Annotated in this window: 23 protein-coding genes and 1 pseudogene; 6 read left to right on the plus strand and 18 right to left on the minus strand. The window is 59.1% G+C overall.

Translation table 11 applies throughout. From position 1 onward, the window contains the following. Positions 1-5: 5 nt before the first annotated feature. The gene (locus KGB25_RS26775) at positions 6-719 is read right to left on the minus strand and encodes an SDR family oxidoreductase (RefSeq protein ID WP_008032433.1); all 714 of its coding nucleotides are present in this window, start codon (positions 717-719) and stop codon (positions 6-8) included. A gap of 195 nt (positions 720-914) precedes the next feature. Between KGB25_RS26775 and KGB25_RS26780 the strand changes: the two genes are divergently transcribed. Continuing rightward, the gene (locus KGB25_RS26780) at positions 915-1,505 is read left to right on the plus strand and encodes a TetR/AcrR family transcriptional regulator (protein WP_008032432.1); all 591 of its coding nucleotides are present in this window, start codon (positions 915-917) and stop codon (positions 1,503-1,505) included. A 90-nt stretch (positions 1,506-1,595) separates the two neighbouring features. Here the strand turns inward: KGB25_RS26780 and KGB25_RS26785 are convergent, their stop codons facing one another. Both KGB25_RS26785 and KGB25_RS26790 read right to left on the minus strand, forming a co-directional pair. Next, positions 1,596-3,161: an aldehyde dehydrogenase (NADP(+)) gene (locus KGB25_RS26785; protein ID WP_223437413.1), complete on the minus strand. Its 1,566-nt coding sequence runs from the start codon at positions 3,159-3,161 to the stop codon at positions 1,596-1,598. Between the two features lie 6 nt (positions 3,162-3,167). Beyond that, positions 3,168-3,797: an isochorismatase family cysteine hydrolase gene (locus tag KGB25_RS26790; protein WP_223437387.1), complete on the minus strand. Its 630-nt coding sequence runs from the start codon at positions 3,795-3,797 to the stop codon at positions 3,168-3,170. A gap of 100 nt (positions 3,798-3,897) precedes the next feature. Here KGB25_RS26790 and KGB25_RS26795 point away from each other — a divergent pair, with 100 nt between their 5' ends. Beyond that, the gene (locus tag KGB25_RS26795) at positions 3,898-4,404 is read left to right on the plus strand and encodes a winged helix-turn-helix transcriptional regulator (RefSeq protein ID WP_223437389.1); all 507 of its coding nucleotides are present in this window, start codon (positions 3,898-3,900) and stop codon (positions 4,402-4,404) included. 47 nt (positions 4,405-4,451) lie between these two features. Here the strand turns inward: KGB25_RS26795 and KGB25_RS26800 are convergent, their stop codons facing one another. The 6 genes from KGB25_RS26800 to KGB25_RS26825 form a co-directional block, all read right to left on the minus strand. Further along, a complete protein-coding gene (locus KGB25_RS26800; protein ID WP_223437391.1) occupies positions 4,452-5,621 on the minus strand; it encodes a M20 aminoacylase family protein in 1,170 nt (389 codons plus the stop codon). Positions 5,622-5,646: 25 nt separating this feature from the next. Next, on the minus strand, positions 5,647-6,879 hold the full coding sequence (locus KGB25_RS26805) for a diaminopropionate ammonia-lyase (protein ID WP_223437394.1): 1,233 nt from the start codon (positions 6,877-6,879) through the stop codon (positions 5,647-5,649). Positions 6,880-6,938: 59 nt separating this feature from the next. Then, positions 6,939-7,715, minus strand: a complete 777-nt coding sequence (locus KGB25_RS26810) for an amino acid ABC transporter ATP-binding protein (protein WP_008032422.1) — start codon at positions 7,713-7,715, stop codon at positions 6,939-6,941. Continuing rightward, on the minus strand, positions 7,708-8,373 hold the full coding sequence (locus KGB25_RS26815) for an amino acid ABC transporter permease (protein WP_192229076.1): 666 nt from the start codon (positions 8,371-8,373) through the stop codon (positions 7,708-7,710). The genes KGB25_RS26810 and KGB25_RS26815 overlap by 8 nt, the downstream gene beginning before the upstream one ends. An 8-nt stretch (positions 8,374-8,381) precedes the next feature. Further along, the gene (locus KGB25_RS26820) at positions 8,382-9,023 is read right to left on the minus strand and encodes an amino acid ABC transporter permease (RefSeq protein WP_223437396.1); all 642 of its coding nucleotides are present in this window, start codon (positions 9,021-9,023) and stop codon (positions 8,382-8,384) included. Positions 9,024-9,138: 115 nt separating this feature from the next. Beyond that, on the minus strand, positions 9,139-10,116 hold the full coding sequence (locus KGB25_RS26825) for a transporter substrate-binding domain-containing protein (RefSeq protein WP_223437399.1): 978 nt from the start codon (positions 10,114-10,116) through the stop codon (positions 9,139-9,141). Between the two features lie 260 nt (positions 10,117-10,376). On the opposite strand from KGB25_RS26825, the gene KGB25_RS26830 reads away from it, so the two are divergent. Next, on the plus strand, positions 10,377-10,841 hold the full coding sequence (locus KGB25_RS26830; RefSeq protein ID WP_008032416.1) for an Lrp/AsnC family transcriptional regulator: 465 nt from the start codon (positions 10,377-10,379) through the stop codon (positions 10,839-10,841). 63 nt (positions 10,842-10,904) lie between these two features. Here KGB25_RS26830 and KGB25_RS26835 read toward each other — a convergent pair whose 3' ends face one another. From KGB25_RS26835 to KGB25_RS26860, 6 genes are all read right to left on the minus strand, one after another. Continuing rightward, a complete protein-coding gene (locus KGB25_RS26835; protein ID WP_223437401.1) occupies positions 10,905-13,340 on the minus strand; it encodes a TonB-dependent siderophore receptor in 2,436 nt (811 codons plus the stop codon). Positions 13,341-13,432: 92 nt separating this feature from the next. Then, a complete protein-coding gene (locus KGB25_RS26840) occupies positions 13,433-14,410 on the minus strand; it encodes a FecR domain-containing protein (RefSeq protein WP_223437403.1) in 978 nt (325 codons plus the stop codon). Further along, entirely contained in the window at positions 14,407-14,913 is a 507-nt protein-coding gene (locus KGB25_RS26845; protein ID WP_223437405.1) for a sigma-70 family RNA polymerase sigma factor, read from the minus strand. The genes KGB25_RS26840 and KGB25_RS26845 overlap by 4 nt, the downstream gene beginning before the upstream one ends. A gap of 169 nt (positions 14,914-15,082) precedes the next feature. Beyond that, positions 15,083-15,757 (minus strand): helix-turn-helix transcriptional regulator, encoded by a 675-nt coding sequence (locus KGB25_RS26850; RefSeq protein ID WP_223437407.1) that lies wholly within the window; start codon positions 15,755-15,757, stop codon positions 15,083-15,085. 19 nt (positions 15,758-15,776) lie between these two features. Beyond that, positions 15,777-16,406, minus strand: coding sequence for a hypothetical protein (locus KGB25_RS26855; RefSeq protein WP_008032407.1), 630 nt, complete (start codon positions 16,404-16,406; stop codon positions 15,777-15,779). A 208-nt stretch (positions 16,407-16,614) separates the two neighbouring features. Next, positions 16,615-17,046, minus strand: a complete 432-nt coding sequence (locus tag KGB25_RS26860; protein WP_008032405.1) for a nuclear transport factor 2 family protein — start codon at positions 17,044-17,046, stop codon at positions 16,615-16,617. A 232-nt stretch (positions 17,047-17,278) separates the two neighbouring features. On the opposite strand from KGB25_RS26860, the pseudogene KGB25_RS26865 reads away from it, so the two are divergent. Further along, positions 17,279-17,500 (plus strand): annotated as a pseudogene (locus tag KGB25_RS26865) (hypothetical protein); the annotation flags it as partial. A 356-nt stretch (positions 17,501-17,856) separates the two neighbouring features. On the opposite strand, the gene ilvD reads toward KGB25_RS26865, so the two are convergent. Beyond that, positions 17,857-19,539: a dihydroxy-acid dehydratase gene (ilvD, locus tag KGB25_RS26870; protein ID WP_008042755.1), complete on the minus strand. Its 1,683-nt coding sequence runs from the start codon at positions 19,537-19,539 to the stop codon at positions 17,857-17,859. 385 nt (positions 19,540-19,924) lie between these two features. On the opposite strand from ilvD, the gene mqo reads away from it, so the two are divergent. Then, positions 19,925-21,571, plus strand: a complete 1,647-nt coding sequence (gene mqo / locus KGB25_RS26875; protein ID WP_192418474.1) for a malate dehydrogenase (quinone) — start codon at positions 19,925-19,927, stop codon at positions 21,569-21,571. A gap of 122 nt (positions 21,572-21,693) precedes the next feature. On the opposite strand, the gene KGB25_RS26880 is transcribed toward mqo, so the two are convergent. After that, positions 21,694-22,317: a hypothetical protein gene (locus KGB25_RS26880; RefSeq protein WP_223437409.1), complete on the minus strand. Its 624-nt coding sequence runs from the start codon at positions 22,315-22,317 to the stop codon at positions 21,694-21,696. A 35-nt stretch (positions 22,318-22,352) separates the two neighbouring features. Next, a complete protein-coding gene (locus tag KGB25_RS26885) occupies positions 22,353-22,646 on the minus strand; it encodes a hypothetical protein (protein WP_223437411.1) in 294 nt (97 codons plus the stop codon). A gap of 152 nt (positions 22,647-22,798) precedes the next feature. On the opposite strand from KGB25_RS26885, the gene KGB25_RS26890 reads away from it, so the two are divergent. Beyond that, the coding region (locus tag KGB25_RS26890; RefSeq protein WP_411740739.1) for a diaminopimelate epimerase at positions 22,799-23,320 on the plus strand (522 nt) is incomplete at its 3' end.

The following is a 23,320-nucleotide window of genomic DNA, read 5'->3' on the forward strand; positions in this document are numbered from 1 at the left end:
GCCCCTTACGCAACGGTCTGGGCATTGAGGTAAGCCGCTTGCCCGGTAGACAGGCTGGCTTTGATGGCGCGTGTGCCTTCGTCTGCGAGCACTTCCTGAAGTCCTGCTTCCACTCCGTCCAGCGATTGGATCACGACGTCGGATGGCTGGACTTTCGGTACATCAAAACCGTGTGTCAGGTCGGTGTCGATGAAACCCACGTGCAGCCCTTGCACACTTGTGCCCTGGCCATGGAGTTCGATTCGCAGCGAATTGGTGAAGCTCCACGCCGCTGCTTTCGATGCCGCATAGGCGGACAGGAAAGGCGCGGCAATCCAGGTCGCATCCGACAGTACGTTGACGATCGCGCCACCGCCGTTGGCTTTGAGGATTGGTGCGAAGGCGAGGCTGACGTGCATGACGCCGTAGTAATTGGTTTCGAAGATTTCGCGGGCGGCTTCCACCAGGCCAGGATCCAGCATGGAGGGCAGCACGCGGGCGATACCGGCATTGTTCACCAAGAGTGTCACGTCGCCAGCCTGGGCCACCGCTGCAGCAACCGATGCCGGGTCGCTGACGTCGAGGCGAATGGCGATCACCCCCGGAATGTCGACGCCTTCAGGGTTGCGCACCCCTGCATAAACCTTGCTCGCGCCACGTGCCACGAGTTCTTTTGCGAAGGCGAGGCCAAGACCACGGTTGGCGCCGGTAACAAAAGCTACGGAATCTTTAATGTTCATGGTGGTGTGCTCTGGCTGGGCGAGCGACTTACGCTCATTGAGATTGCGGTCGCAATCAATGAATTTATAATGGTGGTCGTAATTATTAAAGTCAAGATGGAATGTGATCCTCTGCGACGACCGGTAATACCTGCCATTCTTGTTAATTGCGACTACAACGATAATGTGCCAGAGTGCGCGCGGAGGAGCCTCATTATGAAAATCTCGAAAGAAAAAGCTGAAGAAAACCGCGCCGCACTGATCGAGGCGGCGAGCCGTCTGTTTCGCCAGAAAGGAATCGACGGGGTGGGCGTTGCCGAAATCAGCAAGTCGGCCGGTTTGACCCACGGCGCGCTGTACGCGCACTTCGCGTCCAAGGAAGCACTGGCGGCCGAGGCGCTGGCGTGGAGCCTGGCGCAGGGCAATGCCAAGCTCTATTCGGGCACTGTCGATGGCGAGCCGGACCTGGATCGTTTCCTGTCTGACTATCTATCCGTCGACAAGCGCGACGACTACGCCGATCACTGCGCAATGGCCGCGTCCGCCAGCGAAATCGGCCGTCAGGATGTTGCGGCGAGCGCTACGTTTACCGAGGGTTACATGGTGCTGGTTCGGGCGTTTGAGCGCAGGGTTGCTGCCAACAACCCCGGCGTCGACGCGTTGGACACTGCCATGGCCATCGTTGCCGCCATGGTCGGTGCACTTTCGGTTGCGCGCGCCACGGCGAAGGCCAGGCCAGAGGTGTCGGCGCAAGTGTTGCGGGGCGTTCGTCTGATGATCGACAACGCACTGGGCAAACCGGTCTAGCTGGAAAGACCGGCGTTTGAAAGCGCGCCATCGTGCTATCGATCGCGATTCTGGCCACTGACTCGCAAGACGTTCAGCGCTGGGTGGCGCCTACTGCCCGTCCACCAGCCGAGGCAGCCCCAGCGGGTTGAAATCACGCAGTGCCTCAGGCAACAGCGCATCCGGAAACCCCTGGTAAGCCACCGGCCGCAGGAAGCGTTCGATCGACGTCATGCCCACCGAGGTGAAGCGACTGTCCGAGGTCGCCGGAAACGGACCGCCGTGAACAGTGGCGTGCGTCACCTCCTGCGGATGGGCGAAGGCGTTGACGACGATGCGTCCGGTTCTGCGCTCCAGCACCGGCAACAGGCGCCGGGCCAGTGGCAAGTCAGTTGTTTCGAGGTGCAGGGCGGCGCTGAGTTGGCCTTTGAGCGAGCGGGCAATGGCGAGCAGTTCAGCCTCGTCCTCGACGGTCACCAGCAGCGCCGATGGTCCGAAGACTTCCTGCGACAGGGTGGCTTCCTCGAGGAAACGTTGGCCGGTGACCTCCAGCAACGCCGATTGGCCGTCAACGTCGGCGCTGGCGGCCGTGCCTTCGGCGATGCGCTGCGCACCGGCGTTTTCCATCGCGGCGAGACCGTTCAGGTATGACGCATGGATCCCCGGCGTCAGCATCGTGCGGGCTGCGGCCTCGCTGACGCGCTGCACCATGGCGACGCGCAGCGCTTCAAGGCCGGCGCCTTTGATCGCGATCAGCAGCGCGGGCCTGAGGCAGGCTTGCCCGACATTGACCAGCATGCGCTCGATAAAACCATCGCCGATCTGCGCGCCGCGCTCGGCCAGGGCTGCGGGCAGGATGAACGTGGGGTTGATGCTGGTCATTTCGGTAAACACCGGGATGGGATCGGGCCGCAGCTGCGCACGCCGATACAGCGCCATGCCGCCTTGTTCCGAACCAGTAAACGTCACGGCTTTAATCAAAGGATGATCGACCAGCGCTTCGCCGATGGTGTTGCCGCTGCCGCGTACCATCGAGAAAACCCCCTCGTGCAACCCGTGCTCCTGCACGGCCTTTTGGATGGCCCGCGCCTGGATTTCCGAAGCGCCCGGATGGGCGTTGTGCGCTTTGAGGATAACGGTCGCGCCGGCGGCCAATGCCGAAGCGGTGTCGCCACCGGCCACGGAATAGGCAATCGGAAAGTTGCTCGCGCCGAAAATGGCCACCGGGCCGATGGCCATTTTTTGCAGGCGATGGTCCATGCGCGGGCGAGGTTGACGATCAGGTTGTGCCGGATCGATGGCCAGTTGCAGGAAGCGGCCCTTGCGCACGACCTCCGCGAACTGACGGAACTGGACGGCGGCTCTGCTCGCTTCGCCCTCAAGCTGAGCTTCTGGCAGACCCGTTTCGAGCGCGGCCCGTGCCGCCAGCTCCTTGCGGGTGGCCTCAAGATTGTCGGCAATGCTCTCGAGAAACGCCGCGCGCCGTGCGAGCGACGTATGGCTGTAACTGTCGAACGCTTCGTCCGCGAGCGTTGCTGCCTGGTGGACTTGCGCGATGCCGCCGAGGGCAAAATCCGGTTCGATCAACGTGTTGGTCGCGGGGTTGAGCGCTTTCATCGTTCCTTCGGTGGCCGCGACATCGTGGGTCCCGATGATCAGGTTTCCTGTCAGTTTCATCATCGGTTATTCCTGCCCTGCGAGGGCGGCGACGAGTTCGTCCGTGGTCACAATCGAATGGGCAAACGTGGGGCCGTTCAACTCGTGGGCGGCGTGCATCATTTCCGGGCGGAAGGCGGCGGTCGCATCGCGCACCAGGGTGACGTGGTAACCCATTTCCGATGCATAACGAGCGATCGCTTCGATGCAGGTGTTGGCCAGCAGACCGACGATGATCACGTGGGTGATGCCTTTTTGCTTGAGGCGAAAATCCAGGTCGGTGTTGGCGAAACCGCTCGAACCCCAATGCTCCTGCACGACGATGTCACCGTCCTTCGGCGCAAAATCCGGATGCCATTCGCCGCCCCATTCCCCGCGAGCAAAGTGGTGCATGTGCATGATCTTGCACTGGGTCGGCGTTGGATGGTCCCAGCCTTCGTAGTCACCGTGTTCCCAGCGATGGTGCGGTACGATGACGACCGGAATGTCGAGGGCGCGAACCGTGCGGTCGAGCGTGCGCAGGTTGTCGAGCAGGCCGACTTGCTCGGCGATCGGCTTGATCAAGGGAAAGACCTTGCCGTCTTCCGAGAGGAAATCGTTGTACGGATCGACCAGCAGATAGGCGGTCCTGTTGAGCGGATAAAGGGCGTTCGACATGACGATGTTCTCCACAAAAGTTGAGTGATCGGTGCCGGGGACTTGCCTGGGCATCTTGTTGATATGATAATCATAGTTACAGCGAAAGAGGCAAGCCCGTATGTCGACCAACATTGCTGCTCCCGACACTCTATGCCCGATTGCGCGGGCCGAGACAGTCGTGGGCGACCGCTGGACCGTGCTGGTCCTGCGTGAGTTGTTCATGGGAAGTCATCGATATGACGAGATCCAGGCGCAGACCGGCGGCACCCCGCAAATGGTCGCTACACGCCTGAAAAACCTGGAAGCCGACGGCCTGGTAGAACGCCGCCTCTATAACGAACGGCCACCGCGCTACGAGTACCACCTCACCGCGAAAGGGCAGGCCTTCTACTCGGTGGTGTTGGCACTGCGCGCCTGGGGCGAAACCTGGTGCAAATCGCCGGAAGAAGGGTTGGCGGTGGTGTACACCCACAAAACCTGTGGCGAGCCCGCCGGGTTAGGGCCGCTGTGCGCCCATTGCGGTGAGCTGTTGCGCCGCGAAGAGTTGATCAGTGAGCAGAGCGCGGCGTACCACGCAGAGAGGCAGGCGCGGCGTGAGGCGTTCAAGGGCAGTCGAAGCGCGTAGCCACCCGACAGAAAAAGCAGCACGTTGGCGTGCTGCTCTGTGGCGGGTTATTGCGCAGCGAGTGCTGTACGGGCAACTTCGGCGAAATAGTGCGCCCCCGTGGCCAGCACATTGTCGTTGAAGTCATACCTGGCGTTGTGAAGCGGAGTCCCCCCTTCATCCGCTGTGTCGCCGTTGCCGATAAACACGAAATTGCCGGGTACGACCTGCAGGAACGCGCCGAAATCCTCTGAAATCATCATCGGCTGGATGTCCGCATTCACCCGGTCCGGGCCAACAATTCGGGTCGCCGCCGCGACTGCGATGGGGGTGCACTTTTCCCAGTTCACGGTGGGGGCGAATTCATGGGTGTATTCGAACTCGCACGATGCGCCGTGGAGCCTGCAAATGCCTTCGCAGATTTCTCGCATGCGCCTTTCCAGCATAGCCTGGACTTCGGGCGCGTAGCTGCGCGTGTCGCCCTTGATGACGACGTGGCTTGGAATCGCATTGCGGATGCCGTCGGTGATGAACTCTGTGCAGGAAATCACGGCCGGAACGCTCGGGTCGAGGTTGCGTGAAATCACCGTTTGCAAGGCCAGCACCACCTCGGAAGCGATGACGATCGGGTCAACCCCCATGTGCGGTCGTGCCGCGTGCGTCCCCTGGCCCTTGATCCGGATAACGAAGTTGTCCTCACTGGCCATGATCCCTCCAGAGCGCGTCGCGATTGTGCCGGCGGGCAATCCCGGCATGTTATGAGCGCCGTAGATCGCATCCACCGGGAAGCGATCAAACAGGCCATCAGCAATCATCGCTTTGGCGCCACAGCCGTGTTCTTCGGCGGGCTGGAAAATGAAGCGTACCGTCCCGTTGAAATCGCGAGTTGTGGTCAGTAGCCTGGCGGCGCCGAGGATCATGGACATGTGGCCGTCATGACCGCAGGCATGCATTTTCCCTGCGGTTACCGAGGCGTGATGCCGCCCCGGAGCATCTTCGTGAATGTGCAGTGCATCCATGTCGGCTCGAAGCCCCACCACCGCCGGACTGTCTCCAACCTTCAAACTGGCGACCAGGCCTGTGCCGCCAATGCCCCGATGCACCTCAAGGCCCATCGACGTGAGCGCATCAGCCACGTAGTCGGACGTGTGGATTTCTTCGAAACCGACCTCAGGGTGTTGATGGAGGTGGTGACGCCAGCTGACCAGCTGCGCGTGAAACTCGTGGTCGTCGATCACTGCATGGGCTCCTGCGTTCTGTTGATCACACATTTTTTTGTAGTTGCCATTGGTGCTGACGGGCAGTGACCGCTTGCGCGGATTCACCCACCAGACGCTCGTAGACCGACGGGGCCGTCGCACCCTCGGTACTGATGATGAGCACTCGGGATTCTCGGTCGATGCCGACTGTTCTGGCTGTTGCCGGATCGCTTAGAAGGATTTGAAGCGCTGCCAGACCGGCCACCGCCGACTCACCGGCCACCACAGGAATGTCGGTCGGACTGCCGTGAGCCAGCTGCTGCATGGCAGACACGGCGTCGTCGTCGCTGATGGTCATAAAGAAATCTACGCACGGTTCGAGGAATCGCCAGGCGAGGGGAGAGGTTTCGCCGCAGGCCAGGCCAGCCATGACCGAGTCAACCGAGCCTGTTGCTTTGGCGGGCAAGCCCTGAATCGCACTTTGGTACAGGCAATCCGCTTGCCGGGGTTCGACCATGACGAAGACGGGACGCTGTTCCTGGTAAATTTCCCAGAGGTAACTGCTGATGCCCGCTGCCATTCCTCCCACCCCCCCTTGCAGGAACACGTGGGTGAAAGGGCAGGCCGCCTGGGCATTGCCCGTGGTTTGCTCGATCAACTCGGCGGCGATGGTGCCGTAGCCTTGCATCACATCGCGAGGGACGATCTCATAACCCTCATACGAGGTGTCCGACACCACCGGCCAACCGTTTTGTTCTGCCACGGCGGCGGTATGTTCCACCGACTCGTCGTAGTTACCTTCAACCCGGATGATGCGGGCGCCATACGCGGCAATGGCCGCCTCGCGCTCCGTACTCACGTTGGCATGCAAAACGATGACGCATTGGCAGCCGACGCTTTGTGCCGCAGCCGCCAGGGCTCGCCCGTGATTGCCGTCAGTGGCACTGATGACCGTGAAATCATGCAAGCGCTGCCGATATTGGCCGGTGATGAGCCCTTTGGGATCAAAGGATTCATGGGGCATCAGCCGCAGAATCAGCCTGATCAGCGCGATCGGTGCGCCGAGTGCCTTGAAGCTGCCCAGGGGTGAACGTGTCGATTCGTCCTTGACCCAGAACCCGGCCACGCCGAGTTCTTCAGCCATGCCCGGAAGTTCCCACAGCGGTGTCGCCTTTTGGTTCAGGTGTTTCCAACTCGATAGCCAGTCTCGTGACTCATGGGCCGCGTCGACACTCATGATGTCCTGAAGGTGTTTTGGGTAGGTGCTGCGAGAGGCGCGTGGGTTAGCGAAAAACATAGCGGTTCCTTGTAACGCTGGAGAAAAGGCGTGCGCGTTTTGGCGAGTTCCAGGGGCAGTCATGCCGTGGTCGTTCTGTAACGCCCTAAAAACTGCCGAACGCGTTCACTGTCTGAGTTGGTAAAGAATTTTTCCGGTGCCGCTCTTTCAATGATCTGTCCTTTTTCAATGAACACGACCTCGTTGGAGACGGCGCGGGCAAATTCCATTTCATGGGTCACGATGACCATCGTGAAACCGTCTTCGGCCAGTGAACGCATCACCGCCAGGACTTCCCCGACCAGTTCTGGATCGAGCGCAGACGTTGGCTCATCGAACAAGATGACTTGCGGGTTCATCGCCAAGGCTCGCGCAATGGCAACCCGCTGCCGTTGGCCTCCTGACAGCGACCAGGGATAAGCATCGTGCTTGTGCGACAGGCCCACTTTCTCCAGCAGCGCAACCGCCTGATCATTGGCCTCTTTGCGACTGACACCCATGACATGAATGGGCGCCTCGGTGACATTCTGAAGCACGGTCAGATGGGGCCAGAGATTGAAGCTCTGGAACACCATGGCGGTTCTTGCGCGCATCGCCGCCAGTTCGCGATTGGACATGGCTTTGCCACCGCCACTTTTAACGCCCATGCGATCACCGCCGATGTAGATTTCACCGGTATCAGGCACTTCCAGCCAGTTGATGCAACGCAACATGGTGGATTTGCCTGAGCCGGAAGAGCCCAGAATGCTGACAGTCTGTCCTCGCTCGACCTTGAGGTTGATGCCGCGAAGCACCTCAATGCCGGCGAAGTGTTTATGCAGGTCGCGGATTTCAACGACCGGGGCGGACTTATTCATGGACCAATCCTCTTTTCTGCGCTCGGCGACCCAGGCGACGAAGTAATGCCTCAACCAACAGGGTGATGGACCAATACAGTGCGATCACGAATATGAAGGGCGGCAGCGGAACAAAATATTTGGCTTGTACAGCAGAGGCCGCAGCCGTCAGATCCATCAAAGTGATGATCGACAGGAAGGCGGTGTCCTTCAGCAGGCAGACCAATTGGTTGCCAAAGAGCGGCCCGGAACGCATCACCATTTGCGGGAGGAGAATCCTCCAGTACATGTTTGAGTTGACGAAGCCGTGGGCATAGGCCGCTTCCGCCTGGCCTGCGGGCAGCGCGGTCCTCGCCGCCCGCAGGATCTCGGCGAAATAAGCACCGTGATACGTAATCAGGGCAATGAAACCCGCCGACCATACATCCAGGCTGATACCCAGGTTGGGAAGCCCGTAGTAAAGGAGGTACAGGAAGATCAGGAAGGGCAGCATTCGCATCAGGTCCAACGCCCAGCGAACAAGCCGTCGAAACAGGTTGTCCTGTCCTTCCAGCAGGAAAGCGATAACGCAGGCCAACATAAATGAGCAGGCAGACGACACGCCAAAGAGTATGAGTGTGTTCTGCAGCCCGGCCGCGAACACGTCCAGGTTGTCCCACAGCATTTCAATTCCGTTCATGGGAGCCCCTACATGGCCAGGCGCTTGGCGCGCGAGTCTGCAATTCTCTGGAAGCGGACAAGTCCACCGATGATCACGATGTAAAGCAGGCCCGCCGCGAGGATGGGAGGAAGCGGATCGTAAGTGACGGCAGCGATCCGATTCGTCACGCGCGTCAGGTCCACAATGCCGATCATGGCGATCGCGGGACTGCTTTTGACCAACAGGGACATTTCGTTCACAAGCCCGGGAAGGCTGGTGGTCAACATCTGCGGGAGCATGATGCGGCGAAGTGTCAGCCCCGTGGTCATGCCGGCGGCTTTTGCCGCTTCCAGTTGTTCGCGCGAGAAACTGGTCAGGGCGCTGCGCCAGATCTCGGCGTTGAACGCCGTGGTGTTGAGGGTCATGGCCGCAATGGCCACCACCCGGGCGTCGACTTCCCAGCCGATGGAGGGCGCAATCACAAACAGAAACAGCACCAGCGTGACCATCGGTGTTGCTCTGATCAAACTGACATAGACAGCGAGGGCCTGGCTCAAGACCGGGATTTTTGCCGCCCGCAACATGGCAACAACCAGCCCCAGAATGATGCCAAGCACGATAGAAATGCCGGACACCCAAACGGTCGTCCAGGCCGCGTACACAAGCGTGATCCAGTCACTGCTTTGCATTGAAAACATCCTTCGAACAAGTCTTTTGGCCGTCGGCTACCTGCCGGGTCAAAAGAACGATCCACTGACCTGACCATCGCTGACACTTCTTGCGCCAACGATGGCGGCTCTCAGGTTATTTCGCGGTCAGTTGAGTGAACTGTGGCGCAGAAGTAATCGGTTCGCGGGGCAGGTCATCGAACGATTGTCCGAGCCATTTTTTCTGCAGTTCGGCGAGCTTGCCGGTGTCACGCAAGTGGTTCACAAAACCACTCAGGTAATCGAGGAGCTCCTTGTTGCCCTTGGCCACTGGCCAGGCGATATAGCCCATGCTGGAAGTGGCCTCGCCAACGGCAAACACCTGTGGACGTTCCTTCACCAGCATGTTGGCGGGCACGATCGAGTTCACAACGTAGTCGAGCCGGTGATTCGCCAGGTCGGCATACGCCTCCGGGTAGGATTGGTACTGCACGATCTTGCCAATGGAACCGCCGGAGGCTTTGAGCTTTGCATCCAGCTGCGTCAATCGGGCCAGTTGCGCACCACCGGCCTGCACGCCGACGATCAACCCGGAAAGGTCCGAGACGCTTTTGATGCGGTCATCGTTTGCGCGCTTGATGTAATGCGAGACCTCAGGGGCGACCGGTGCCACGAAGTCAAAGGCGCCCAGGCGCTCCTCCGTAACACCGGCACCGGTGATGGCGGCGTCGTACTTCCCAGAGGTGATACCCGCCAGCAGGCCGGTCCAGGGCATGATGTCCTGATTCACTTTGAATTGAGCGTACTTGCGCAGCTCCGCGATAACGTCCTTATGGAATCCTTCGGACTCACCGTCCTTTATAAATTCGAAAGGGTAATAACTGTCTTCGGTTGCAACGTTAAGTGTGCCGCGACTGTTTATCTCTGCCAGGCTGGCTGCACTCGCTGCGCCGGTAATGCCGAGGCTGAAGATAAGACTGGCTGCGCCAACGATAAGAAAACGACCGGCCTTTGAAATGATACGGCGGTCAACTCGACTTTCTTGAGCACTGTTCATCGTGAAACTCCCATCGGTTAAGTGGTGGGGCAGTACCAAACTAAAAGCTGCGATTGGGGGTGAGATGGCGTTAGTCATGCTTTCTCCGTTTTTATTGTTTTCGGCGGGTGGAGCGCAGCCCTTGCCTGACAAGCAGGTGGGATAAAACGATGCTAATGCTCAGGGGGCGCACGATTGCTCGAAAATCGCGGCGTCAAACGCACCATCGTTGCGTTTTCAGCATTTTGTTGCGCAGCGGTCAGGTTTGGTGCGTTGGAACAAAGGCTTGTGCGCAACGAATGAGCGTCCAGGTGCCTTTTCTGCTGTAATGGCTGGGCCCCAGGTGAAGGAGTTCCCCTATGCAGCTAGATGCCTATGACCGCAAAATTCTCAACTTCCTTCAGGAAAACAACCGGATTTCCCAGCGGGAACTGGCTGAGGGCGTGAACCTGTCTCCCTCGGCAGTCAATAGAAGAATCGCCGCCCTCGAAGCGGCGGGAGTGATCAGATATAACGTGAGCATTGTCGACCCGGCAGCGGTCGGCCGACCGATTACCGTTATCGTCGAAGTTAAACTAGAGAATGAAAGACTTGATTTGCTGGATGAGATAAAGCGGCGCTTTGTGAGTTGTCCGCAAGTTCAGCAGGTTTATTATGTGACGGGGGATTTTGACTTTTTGCTGGTGTTGAATGTACGAGACATGAGTGAGTACGAACAATTAACCAGAGAGTTGTTTTTCTTCGGAAATATCAAGCAGTTCAAGACGTTTGTCGCGATGCAGAATAATAAAAGAACGTTTGCGATACCTTTGGAAATTGAATGACCCTGAAACGGCCCTCCCTGCGACAGCAGCCGGAAGGAGGGCGTTGATGATCGATCGGCGGTGTTAGAACTCCGGCGTGTATTTCACGCTGAACATCACGTTGCGTGGTTCACCGTAGTTGTTGTTGCCATTGATCTGGTTGTAGGCCGCCGTGTAGTAAGTCTTGTCGAACAGGTTGTTGGCGTTCATCGCCAGCTCGATCTCCGAGGAGAGCTGGTAACCGACACGGGCATTCCAGACGGTGTAACCCGGTACGTTGACGACGTGGTCGTAACCCAGCGTATGGCTTTGGGTCGTGAAGCCCAGGCCGGTACTCACACGGCTCCAGTCGCCACCCAACTGGTAGTTGCCCCAGACGCGCAGCATGTGTTTCGGCGTCCACCAGCTGAAGACTTTGCCTTCGTTGTCCGGGTCCTTGAGGTACTTGGTGGTGTTGTAGGTATAACCGGCAAACAGTTGCAGACCGTCCAGCACTTCGCCGCTGATTTCGGCGTCGAGACCCTGGCTGCGTACTTTGCCGGATGCCTTCGAGCAGTACCAACCGTCGCAGTTTTGCCCACCGTCCATATCGAGCGTGGCGCGGTTTTCCTGGTCGTAACGGAACAACGCCAGGGACGTATTGACCCGGCCCTCCATCAGCTCGCCCTTGAGACCCAACTCGTAGTTCGTACCGATGATCGGTTTGACTACCGAGCCGCTTGTAGTGCGTTCGGTTTGCGGTGTGAACACGTTGGTGTAGCTGGTATAGATCGCCCATTCGCGGCTCAAGTCATAGACGATACCGGCGAAGGGGGTGACTTCACCGTTTTCGTTGCTGGTGCTTTCAGGATCGGCGGTAATGCTGGTCGCGTCCTGGCGCCACGATTTATAGCTGTAGTCGTACCAACTGACCCGTGAGCCGAGCACGAGGGTCAGCGGATCAATCGGCTTGACCCGCCAGCTGCCGTAGAGGCCTTTTTGGCGGATGTCATACTTGCTTGGTGTCCCACGGCCACCGGGGCTATTGAGCAAACCCTCGTAGCTGATTTCGGGACGGTTGTGATCAATGTCGAAGATGGTGTCGGCACTGTTATTGAAGGTTCGGGCGAATTTGTCGTCTGACGTGTATTTGGAATAGTTGCCGCCCACCATGATTTCCTGCTGCATGGACAAGGCTTCGAATTTGCCGTTGAGGTTCATGTCCAGAGCAACTTTGGTGGAGTCCATGTCCGTCACGAAGTCAGCGTACTGCACGCCGCTGCCATCGGCATTGATGCCGTTGCCACTGGATTGCACCCGTTGGTTTTTCGCTTTATTGGTTTCAGTCATGCGCACGGCGCCGACCTTGACGGCCCAATCGTCGTTGAAACGGTGTTCCAGGTCGGTGTAGAGCGTGGTGACATCGATGTCCGAATGGTTCCACTTCGCCCCGGTGTACGTGCTGCGCGGCAGGTCGATGGGCTTACCGTCGGCGTAGCGGGGGAAGCCGCGCACGTTCGAGCGCGATTCGCCGTCGGACTGGCTGACCGCCAGGCCCAGGGTGGTGTCTTCACGCAGGTCGAAGTCCAGCGCGCCGTACAGCGAGGTGGTCTTGTACCATTCGGAATCGACGAACGAGTGGCTGTCGTCCTGGTCGGCAATGAAACGCCCGCGCACGGTGCCGGCCTGGTTCAGCGGCCCGCCGGCGTCCAGTTGCAGGCCGTAGTGGTCCCATGAGCCGGCCTTGCCGGTGAGGGTCACTATCGGTGCGGCCTGGCCGCGTTTGCGTACCAGGTTGACCGCGCCGCCAGGGCTGCCGGTGCCTTGCAGCAGACCGGACGCGCCACGTAGCACTTCCATGCGATCGAAGAAAATCAGGTCCTGCGTGGCCCAGTTGCCCAGCGAGTAATAGTTGCGCGGAATCGGCACGCCGTCGTACTGCCAGTCATCGATCTGGAAACCGCGCGAGCTCAGGATCAGGCCTCTGCCGACGCCTTGAGCACCGACCAGGCCGGTGGTCTTGTTGGCCGCGTCCTTGAGATCGACGATATCCTGATCGTCCATTTGCTTGCGGGTCATCACCGTGACCGACTGCGGGATTTCCTTGAGGGTGTGGGTGCCCTTGCCGATGGTCACCGCCCTTGCGGCGTAGGAGCCTGAGCCTTCGGTGGTGGCGTCGGTGCTGCGTTCGACGATGTTGGTCACGCCCAGCTGCAACGCTGCGCTGTTGTCCGGGGCTGGCTCGACGCTGAAGTTACCTTGCCCGGTCACTCGCAATTGCAGGCCGCTGCCCGCCAGCGCCTTTTGCATTGCCTGTTCCGCAGGCATCTGGCCGACCACTGCCGGGGCTTGTTTGCCCTGCACCAGCGAAGGCTCCAATGAAACGATATGGCCGCTCTGGCTGGCGATGGCATTCAGCGTGCTGGCGAGTGGGCCGGCCGGCAGGTTGAACATCAGGTCTTGCGCCTGCGACAGGGCAGGGCTCGCCAGGGTTGCCAGGGCGACAGCGGCGGAAAGGGCATGGGGCCACGGGTTGAACACAGCGTTCTCCTGAAAATGTGGAAGTGTCAGGAGATAGGTGGGACGAGAAATGAAAACCGGACACGAATGAGAGTTATTTTCAAAAAAATTTATCAGCGCGACTCTTTTGCACGTATCAGCGTCAACCATGGGCTGTAGCGATCCACGCGAATCGGCAGGGTTTCCGCCAGGGCCGTGAACACCCGATCCGGATCGTTCAACGGGAATACGCCCTGAACGCGCAAGCCGCGAACCTCGGGAGCCACGCGGACAAAACCCCGGCTGTAGGGGCGCAGCGCATCGACGACGTGTTCCAGGGGATCGTCCAGCACGTTCAATCGCCCGCTGAGCCAATCGGCGCGATGACGCTGATCGCCGGCCACCGGGACAATTTTCCCTGCATACAGCAAGGCCGATTGACCTTCCTGCAGGTCGAGTGTCGTGCCGTCGAACAGACGGGCTTCGATGGAGTGTTGCAGCACCACAACGCGAGTCGCGTCTTGTTCCTGAGCCACCAGGAAACGGGTGCCCAGTGCCCGTATTTCACCTTGAGCGGTGCGCACCCGCAGCGGACGCTGGGGGTCGGCCGCCACCTGAATCACCAGTTCGCCGTGGCGCAGAATCACCAGCCTTTGCTTGTCATCGAAGCGCAGGTCCACCGCGCTGTTCGCATTCAGACTCAGGCGGCTGCCGTCGGCCAGCGTGAAATCCTGACGCTGGCCACGGCCGGTGTGCAGATCCGCCAGCAGCGAGTCACCCAGCGGGCTGCGGATGCCGAGCCAAGCGCCGCCGCCCAGCAGACCGAGACCCGCGATCACGCGGAGCGCATCGCGGCGTGAACCATGAGGCTGCAACAGCAGTTGCCGCGCTTCGTTGGCTTGACCGGGCAGACGCCGATCCAGGGCACGAATCGTGTTGAAGGAACCGCCAAGGCGTTCCTGCAAGGTGGCCCAGGCCCGGGCGTGTGCGGGGTCCATCGCCAGCCATGCGTTGAACCGTTCTTGCAGTGCGGCATCGGGCTTGCCGGCACGAAGGCTCACCATCCAGTCGATGGCCTGCTCGCTGACCGGGTCAAGGCGCGGCGTGCTCATGGCGTCAACTCGCTCAGGTAGCACTGACGCAACGCCTGTTTCATGTAGCGGCTGACCGTGCGTTCCGAAAGCCCCATTTTGTGGGCAATCGCCACGTAGCTCAGACCGTCCAGCTGGCTGTAGAGGAACGTGGCTTTGACGACCAGTGGCAAGCCGTCGAGCGCCCGGTCGATCGCGACCAGGGCTTCGATCAGTTGCAACTGTTCTTCAGGGGAGGGGGCAAACGCCTCGGGCAGCGTGGACAGGCGTTCGAGGTAGGCCAGTTCCAGCTTGCGCCGGCGATGACGGTCAAAGATCAGTCGTCGGGCAATGGTCGACAGGTACGCGCGAGGTTGTTCGATGCTGTCGGGGTCTACCCGGGCCACCAGCATCTGGCAAAACGTATCGGCGGCGGTGTCCTCAGCGTCCGCGTGATTGCGCAGGCGCCGCTGGATATGCTGCAGCAGCCAGCGATGATGGTCGCTGAAAAAGAAGCCCAGCTTGCTGGTCGGAGGAACTTGCACCGGTTGGCTTTCCAGATGTTAGTGTGAATCGTTCTCAATACTACCTTTGAGATGATCGCCACTGCAATCTCTGACTTCGTCGGATGCCATTCGGCCAACGCTGCCTCGACCTTGGTAGGGAGGCGGTGAGGTGTACGCGTCTTGCGATCCGGGCGATGTCGAAGACGGCTCAATCATCAACCGGATCTGTTTGCTCAGAAGGCCGCACGTTATCGGGCTCGGCGGCCGTTTCTGTGTTTGGTCGAAGCTTGAACCGGCAGACGTTACCGCCGCGCACCATGCATTCCGTGTGATCGACTTCTGCGCCGCCCAGCGTGCCGATCAAGGCCAGGTCCAGTTCACAGACCACCGGATGGGCCTCTGCGAGTCGGTGAAAAACGCAGTTGTGCGCGACGATTTCCGGGTCGCCGCTGGAGCGAAAGAACACCTCCGACTGGTATCCCGCCTGGTTCATGTGCTGCACGATCCTGGCTTCGTCGACCACCTGTGATTCACGATCCAGCGCCAGTTTTCGGCCCATGCTGCGCATCAGCGTGGCCAGCGCTTCGGGACCGATGATGCCGGCCACTTCATCGATCAGCACACTCGCCAGCATCTGATACTGGCGAGGAAACTGCTCCTTGGCATGGTCGGTGAGCCGGTACAGTTGCTCTGGACGTCGGCCCGTCGGCCGGGTTTCGCCCCGCAACACCAGGCCGTCACGCTCAAGCGCCGCCAGATGCTGGCGAATCGCAGTGCGCGTGACGGCCAGTTGTTCGGCCAACTCGTCAATGCTCATGCCGCTCGCATGGTGCAGCAGCGCATTGAGCAGGTCTTGCTGTGTCCGGCCCAGTCCTTCCAGCATGGTGTGTCCTCGCCCGACGTCAGAACTTGTCCGGGAACTGCTTGACCAGTGCCGCCGTCAGCGCATCGGCCAGCGCCAGGATATGGCCGCGCATCATGTGCCAGGTCCGCGCTTCGCCCGCGTAATCGTGTGCGGCGAGTTCATCGATCTGCGCGACATGATGGCCCCCGTGAGCACCGAGCATGGCAACCAGCGTGGCTTCAGGCAAGTTGGGGTTGGCTTTGGCCAGGAACGCGGCAATCGCCTTGGCATTGCTGGTCAGGTCCGCGACTGCGGCTTGCTTGCCTTTGCTGTCTTTGGCGACCGTTGCATCGCTGTAGTGCTTCACCGCGCCCCAGTGGCCGGCCAGCAATTTGAGCAACTGATCGGCAGCAGGCTGACCGTAAAGCGGGGCGATGCTATTGGCGATTTTGGTTGCGTTGTCGACCACTTGATCTGCGGCGACTTTGGCTTGCTGCTTGTCGGCAGCCTGATTGGCGATGGCGTAGTTTCTGATCCAGAACACATGTTCGACCCACAGGTCGCGCAAGGCCAGGCGCGTGGTCAATGCAACGCTGTCAGGCGCAGCCGTTGAGGCGGGCGGCGTCTGACTCCAGACCGGTTGAGCACAGAACGCCAACAACATTAAAGCCAGGATCTTGATATTCATGACGGCACCCTCGGGAAGTGGGATTGTTCGACAATATCAATTTAAGCATAAAAATATGTTTTTATCGGGCCGACGCCCCGCGCACAGATCAACGGTCATTGTAGGAGCGAGCCCGCTCGCGATGAACGTCAACGATGACGCAGTTTGCCTGAGTCAACGCGGCGCTTATGGGGCCATCGCGAGCGGGCTCGCTCCTACACAACCCAAATCAGAACTTGAACGCCTGACGCCCGACCAGCAGCCAGTGGCCTTTCTGCTTCTGCCAGATCTGGAAGTTCTCGATTTCGGTCGGAATCACTTCAGTGCCTTTCAGCGCCTGTGCCGAGAAATGGTTGCGAACCAACGCCACGTCACCGGACAGGGTGATGGTCTGGTTTTGCATTTCGAGGGTCTTGAAGGCGCTCCGACCAGTTTCGATGTCGGCGATGTATTCCTGCTTGTTCTGGATTTTCCCGCTGGAATGCCCGTAGGTCAGGTTTTCGGCGGTCAGAGCGTTCAGTTCGGAAATGTTCTTTTTCAGCATGGCCTGGGTCAGGTGGTCGACAGCCTGGGCCACGTCTTTTTCAGCGGCGGACGGGGCGGCCGCGACATAGCCACTGAACAGGCACAGAAATCCAACCAGCAATTTCGCTTTTTTCATGGGTGTTTCCTTGTTGTTGTGGGTGATCGAGTGATGAACATGAAGATCATTCATCAGTCGTCGTACAACCTAGCATGCGCTGAGGAAAAAACGAACATGGCCAGGGGGAATTACCGCATGTCGTAAAAACCGCACGAACGCAAATAGCCCTTCAATTGCGCTGTGACGCAGTCGATAACCTGTTCAGAAGCCATGCGCGAATGGCCGCACCCACTGACAGGAGACCCACAGCGTGTCGATAAAATTACGCTTGCTCTTGCTGATCGGCACCGGCCTGCTCACGGCCGTGATCATGAGCCTGGTCAGTTACCTGGGAAATTCGCAAATGGCGACCGCAGTGAATGACAACGAGGTCAGCATGACCGCGCTGCGCAATCACCTCGAAGCCGACATGATGCATGACGCGTTACGCGCGGATGTGCTGTCGGCGCTGGCGGGGAAATTGTCGCAGTCGGTGGATCGGTTTCGGCTGTGAAAATAAACACGACCCTGTAGGAGCCGGCTTGCTGGCGATAGGAGCAACTCGGTTTGACGGGATACCGCGTTGTTAGCATCGCCAGCAAGCCGGCTCCTACAAGTACTTGTCGGTGACGGCACCCTCGACGACGGATGACCTGTCGGCGCTGGCGGGGAAATTGTCGCAGTCGGTGGATCGGTTTCGGCTGTGATATCCATTCAACATTGATGTTGCCAGACCGGACCCCATCGCGAGCAGGCTCGCTCCCACATTGATTGCGTCAACGCGAAGATCAACTGTGGGAGCGAGCCTGCTCGCGATGGCAATCGCTCAAACGATACAGAATCAAAGCATTAAAGGTATTTGTCGGTGACGGCACCCTCGGAGGCGCTGGACACCGTCTTCGCATACTTCGCCAACACCCCGCGTTTGTACCTGGACTCAGGCCGCACCCAGCGGGTCTTGCGCTCAGCCAGTTCGGCATCGGAAACGCCGACCGTGATCTGCCGGGTTTCGGCATCGATGGTGATTTTGTCGCCGTCTTCGATCAACGCAATCGGCCCGCCATCAAACGCTTCCGGCGTGATATGGCCCACCACAAAACCATGGGAACCCCCGGAAAAGCGGCCATCGGTAATCAGCGCAACATCCTTGCCCAACCCCTTGCCCATGACCGCCGACGTCGGCGAGAGCATTTCGCGCATGCCCGGGCCGCCCTTGGGTCCTTCGTAGCGAATCACGATCACGTCGCCCGCTTTCACTTCGCCGTTGAGAATCCCGGCCAGCGCGCCTTCTTCGCCGTGGTAGACCCGCGCCGTACCTTCAAAGCGCAAACCTTCCTTGCCGGTGATCTTGGCCACCGCGCCGGTGGGCGAGAGGTTGCCGCGCAGCACCACCAAGTGCGAGTCCTTTTTCACCGGCTGGTCGAAGGGCAGAATCACGTCCTGGCCTTCCGGATAGTCCGCCACGTTTTCGAGGTTTTCCGCGAGGGTCTTGCCGGTCACCGTCATCGCATCGCCATGCAACATGCCGGCCGCGAGCATGCGCTTCATCAGCGGTTGAATGCCGCCGATGGCCACCAGTTCGCTCATCATGTATTTGCCGCTGGGGCGCAGGTCGGCCACCACTGGCGAGACTTTGCCCAGCTCGACGAAATCATCCAGCGTCAACTCGACATCCACCGCGTGCGCCATGGCCAACAGATGCAGCACCGCGTTGGTCGAGCCGGCGAGGGCGATGACCACGCGGATCGCATTTTCGAAGGCTTTGCGGGTCATGATGTCGCGAGGTTTGAGGTCCAGCTTCAACAACTCCATGACCTGCTGGCCGGCGCGGAAACTGTCCGAGGCCTTGTCGCTGCCGACAGCGTCCTGAGAGCTGGAACCGGGCAGGCTCATGCCCAGCGCTTCAATGGCCGAGGCCATGGTGTTGGCCGTGTACATCCCGCCGCAGGAACCGGGGCCGGGAATGGCCACTTCCTCGATCTGCTTGACCTGGATTTCGTTGATGTCGCCGCGCGCATTCTGGCCCACGGCTTCGAACACGGAAATGATGTCGGTGTGGCCGGCACCGGGCCTGATCGTCCCGCCATAGACGAAGATGGAAGGGCGGTTCAGCCGCGCCATGCCGATCAGGCAGCCCGGCATGTTCTTGTCGCAACCGCCCACGGTCACCAGGCCGTCGAAGCCTTCGCAACCGGCCACGACCTCGATGGAATCGGCAATCACCTCGCGTGACACCAGCGAATACTTCATGCCTTCCGTGCCGTTGGCGATGCCGTCGGAAATGGTGATGGTGTTGAAAATGACGCCCTTGGCCCCGGCGGCATTCGCGCCTTTCTCGGCTTCGACCGCCAGTTTGTCGATGTGCATGTTGCACGGCGTGACCATCGCCCAGGTCGAGGCGATGCCGATCTGCGGCTTCTTGAAGTCCTCGTCGGTGAAACCCACGGCCCGCAGCATCGAGCGACCGGGCGCACGCTCCACGCCATCGACCACTTGAGAGGAATATTTGCGCAGATCGTTTTTATCGCTCATGACTGCTCCTCACCGGCTCATCGAAAAAACAGGTTGAGTATAGTGGCCCCGGCGCGCGTGTTCGGACTATCAGGTCGGGAACAGACGCGCGGGTTTGCTCCGGCGTGATATTCTTCACCTCAACTTGGTTTGACCTATTCAGTTTGCGTGTCCTCGAGACGCGCCAACAGAATCACTGTCGCTCAAGCAGCTGAAGCCAATAAAGATAAAAAGTCAGTTCAGTAGGGACATATAAACTGAGGTCGATGGATCACGTCGGCCTTGTGTGCCCACCCTCCGGATCTCATGTGCGAGCCCCCACGACATTTGCCTGAATGCCGTGTGAAACAAGGGTTTCGTCGTGAGGATGGAAGGGCGGATGACGTTTTATCAAAGGTGCTACAAGATGTTTAAGAAAATGAACACGGCCCTGCTGGGGCTGGCTTTGTCGATGGGGATCACGTCCGTTCATGCGGAAGAGGCAAAGAAAGTCGATGTGCTGCTGATCGGCGGCGGCATCATGAGCGCGACCCTGGGTGTATGGCTCAATGAGCTGGAACCTGGCACCTCGATGGAAATGATCGAGCGCCTCGACGGCGTCGCCCTGGAAAGCTCCAACGGCTGGAACAACGCCGGTACCGGTCACTCCGCCCTGGCCGAGTTGAACTACACCCCGGAAGACGACAAGGGCAATGTCTCGATCCCGAAAGCCGTTGAAATCAACGAAGCCTTTCAGATCTCCCGTCAGTTCTGGGCCTGGCAGGTTCAGCAAGGCGTGCTGAAAAACCCGCGTTCGTTCATCAACTCCACACCGCACATGAGCTTCGTGTGGGGCGATGACAACATCAAGTTCCTGAAAAAGCGCTACGAAGCCCTGCAAGCGAGCCCGCTGTTCGCCGGCATGCAGTACTCGGAAGACCCGGCGCAGATCGCCAAGTGGGTTCCGCTGATGATGGAAGGGCGTGACCCGAACCAGAAAATCGCGGCCACCTGGTCCCCGATCGGCACCGACGTGAACTTCGGCGAAATCACCCGCCAGTTCGTTGCGCACCTGCAAACCACCCCGAAATTCGACTTGAAACTGTCTAGCGAAGTGCAAGACATCACCAAGAACGAAGACGGCAGCTGGCGCGTCAGCTACAAAAACCTGAAAGACGGCAGCAAGTCCGAAACCGACGCCAAGTTCGTGTTCATCGGCGCGGGCGGCGGTGCCCTGCACCTGCTGCAGAAGTCCGGCATTCCTGAAGCCAAGGAATACGCAGGCTTCCCGGTCGGCGGCTCGTTCCTCGTCACCGAAAACCCGACCATCGCCGAGCAACACCTGGCCAAGGCCTACGGCAAAGCCTCCGTTGGCGCACCGCCGATGTCGGTTCCGCACCTGGACACCCGTGTCCTGGACGGCAAGCGCGTGATCCTGTTTGGTCCATTCGCGACCTTCAGCACCAAGTTCCTCAAAGAAGGCTCGTACCTGGACCTGCTGACCACCACTACCACGCACAACGTGTGGCCGATGACCAAGGTCGGCATCAAGGAATACCCGCTGGTCGAGTACCTTGCCGGTCAGCTGATGCTGTCTGACGAAGACCGCCTCAACGCCCTGAAAGAATACTTCCCGAACGCCAAGGCTGAAGACTGGCGCCTGTGGCAAGCCGGCCAGCGCGTGCAAATCATCAAGCGTGATGAAGCCGCCGGTGGCGTGCTGAAACTGGGCACCGAAATCGTTGCTTCCGCTGACGGCACCATCGCCGGTCTGCTGGGCGCATCGCCAGGTGCTTCGACCGCTGCGCCGATCATGCTGACCGTGCTGCAGAAAGTGTTCAAGGACAAGGTCGCTTCGCCAGCCTGGCAGGAAAAACTGCACCAGATCGTGCCGAGCTACGGCACTCAGCTGAATGGCAGTCCTGAGAAGGTTGCACAAGAGTGGGCTTACACCGCCAAGGTCCTGCAACTGACCCCGCCACCGGCGATCGGTCAAGTAGCGACCCCGGCAGCTGCCCCGGCTGAAGCGCCAAAAGCGCCGAAAGCAAACGCTGCAACTGATATGGCTCTGTAACTAGAAGCCCAGTCAAAAAGCCCACTGCACCGGTGACGGTCAGTGGGCTTTTTTGTGTCTGGAATTCGGGGCTGGCGGGTATACGAAATGCGCGAGCTTGATGAGCTTTGTGGTGCGTGGATTCAGTCTTCGCCGTACATCAGCTCCAAGCTTTCAATCCATTCGTCCGTGGCCTTGAACCTTACGAAGTACTCCTGTTTTTCCGTGTCACTCAATTGAGTGAAGAAAGGTACGAAGTAGTTGTCGTTGTAGTAGCCCTGGGCGCCTTGCATATTACCTCCCCACCAGAGAGGGTTGTACCCGTCGAACGCAACCCAAGGGGGCGGAACAGCAAGTTTTTCATTCTGAATGATGCCCAGGAACTCGATGCTGTTGGTGACCATTCGGATCGTTGTGGAGTTAAATTCTCCGTCGGATTTTAAGTAGATCAGGTGCTCATTTTTCTGGATGCCTGAATAGCGCCTTACCGGCAGATCCTTGAATGGTTTTTCACTCTCAAATTCGAAATTTGACTCAATGAGTTTCAGAAGCTTCAGGGCGTCTTCGTTTTCGATCAAAAAGGCAGAGTAATACGCTGCGACACCGACATCGTCCAAAGACGCTACCTGTGGACGGCCAGTCAGACGTTGAGTGAGGCGCAAAAGAGGTTCAGTAAATACAGACCTGAGCTCCGATACCGAGTAGCCGACCAGTTGCTCTGCCGGGTTGTGCTTTGCAGGTTTTTTGAAGCGACTAAAAATACTCATTTCCAATCCTCAATCCTTGAGATTACAAATCAACATTATCCGTTTCTGAGCGTTGAAAGAAAGGCGATCTGCTCTGATATCCAAGCGTTCGGGAAGGGCATCGAGTCCTCTCGAAACTCTGTTTGATACGTTCCGAAATCCATAAATTCGTAGTAAATCTGCATTGCTTCAAAGTGGGACATCGCCCAGAAAATCCACACGCATTCACTTCCAGGCTCGCTCACGTTTCTGGCTGCATCACCCGCAGGTCCGAGGGGGATACAGGAAGGAAGCAGCTCGCCGTCCTCGTCGGGAGAGAGCCATATTTCGTGGTAGTAGTGATTGGGCATTGAAAGGCTCTGGTTCAGTGGGTGCATACAATATTCAGCTATTGATCTGATTACCAAACACACCTGCCGCTCGAATTTTCACACGGCTTGAAAAAGCCAGGCAAATGGGGCTAGATCGCCTGCAAACGGCCATTCACCACAGGGATCTGTCTATGCCGCTGAGTTTCCACAAGATGCACGCCAATGGCGACGACTTCGTGGTCGTGGACGCGCGAAACTCGGCCAATCCAGTGACAAGCGCCCTGGCTCGGCGAATGGGGGATCGCCACCGCGGCATCGGTTTCAATCAACTCGCCGTGGTGCTCGATTGCGAGGACGCCGATGCGCGGTTGATGTTCTGGAATACCGATGGCTCCACGCTGGATGTGTGTGGCAGCGCAACGCGGGGTGCTGCGGACAGGCTGATGCGCGAATCGAATTCGACGTCGATAACGCTCCGCACCAACCGGGGTCTGCTCACTTGCCAACGAACCTCCAACGGCAACATTTCCGTCAGCATGGGGCCGCCGCTGTTCGGCTGGTCGGATGTTCCTCTAGCTCAGGAAATGGATACGTTGGTTCTGCCCCTTGATGGAGGCCCGAGTGCGTGCAGCATGGGCAATCCGCACTGCACCTACTTTGTGGATGACCTTACGGCGATTGATATTGCGGCCATCGGACCCACCCTTGAAACC

It is taken from the genome of Pseudomonas sp. BF-RE-21, assembly GCF_019947305.1.
Classification (GTDB): Bacteria; Pseudomonadota; Gammaproteobacteria; order Pseudomonadales; family Pseudomonadaceae; genus Aquipseudomonas; species Aquipseudomonas migulae.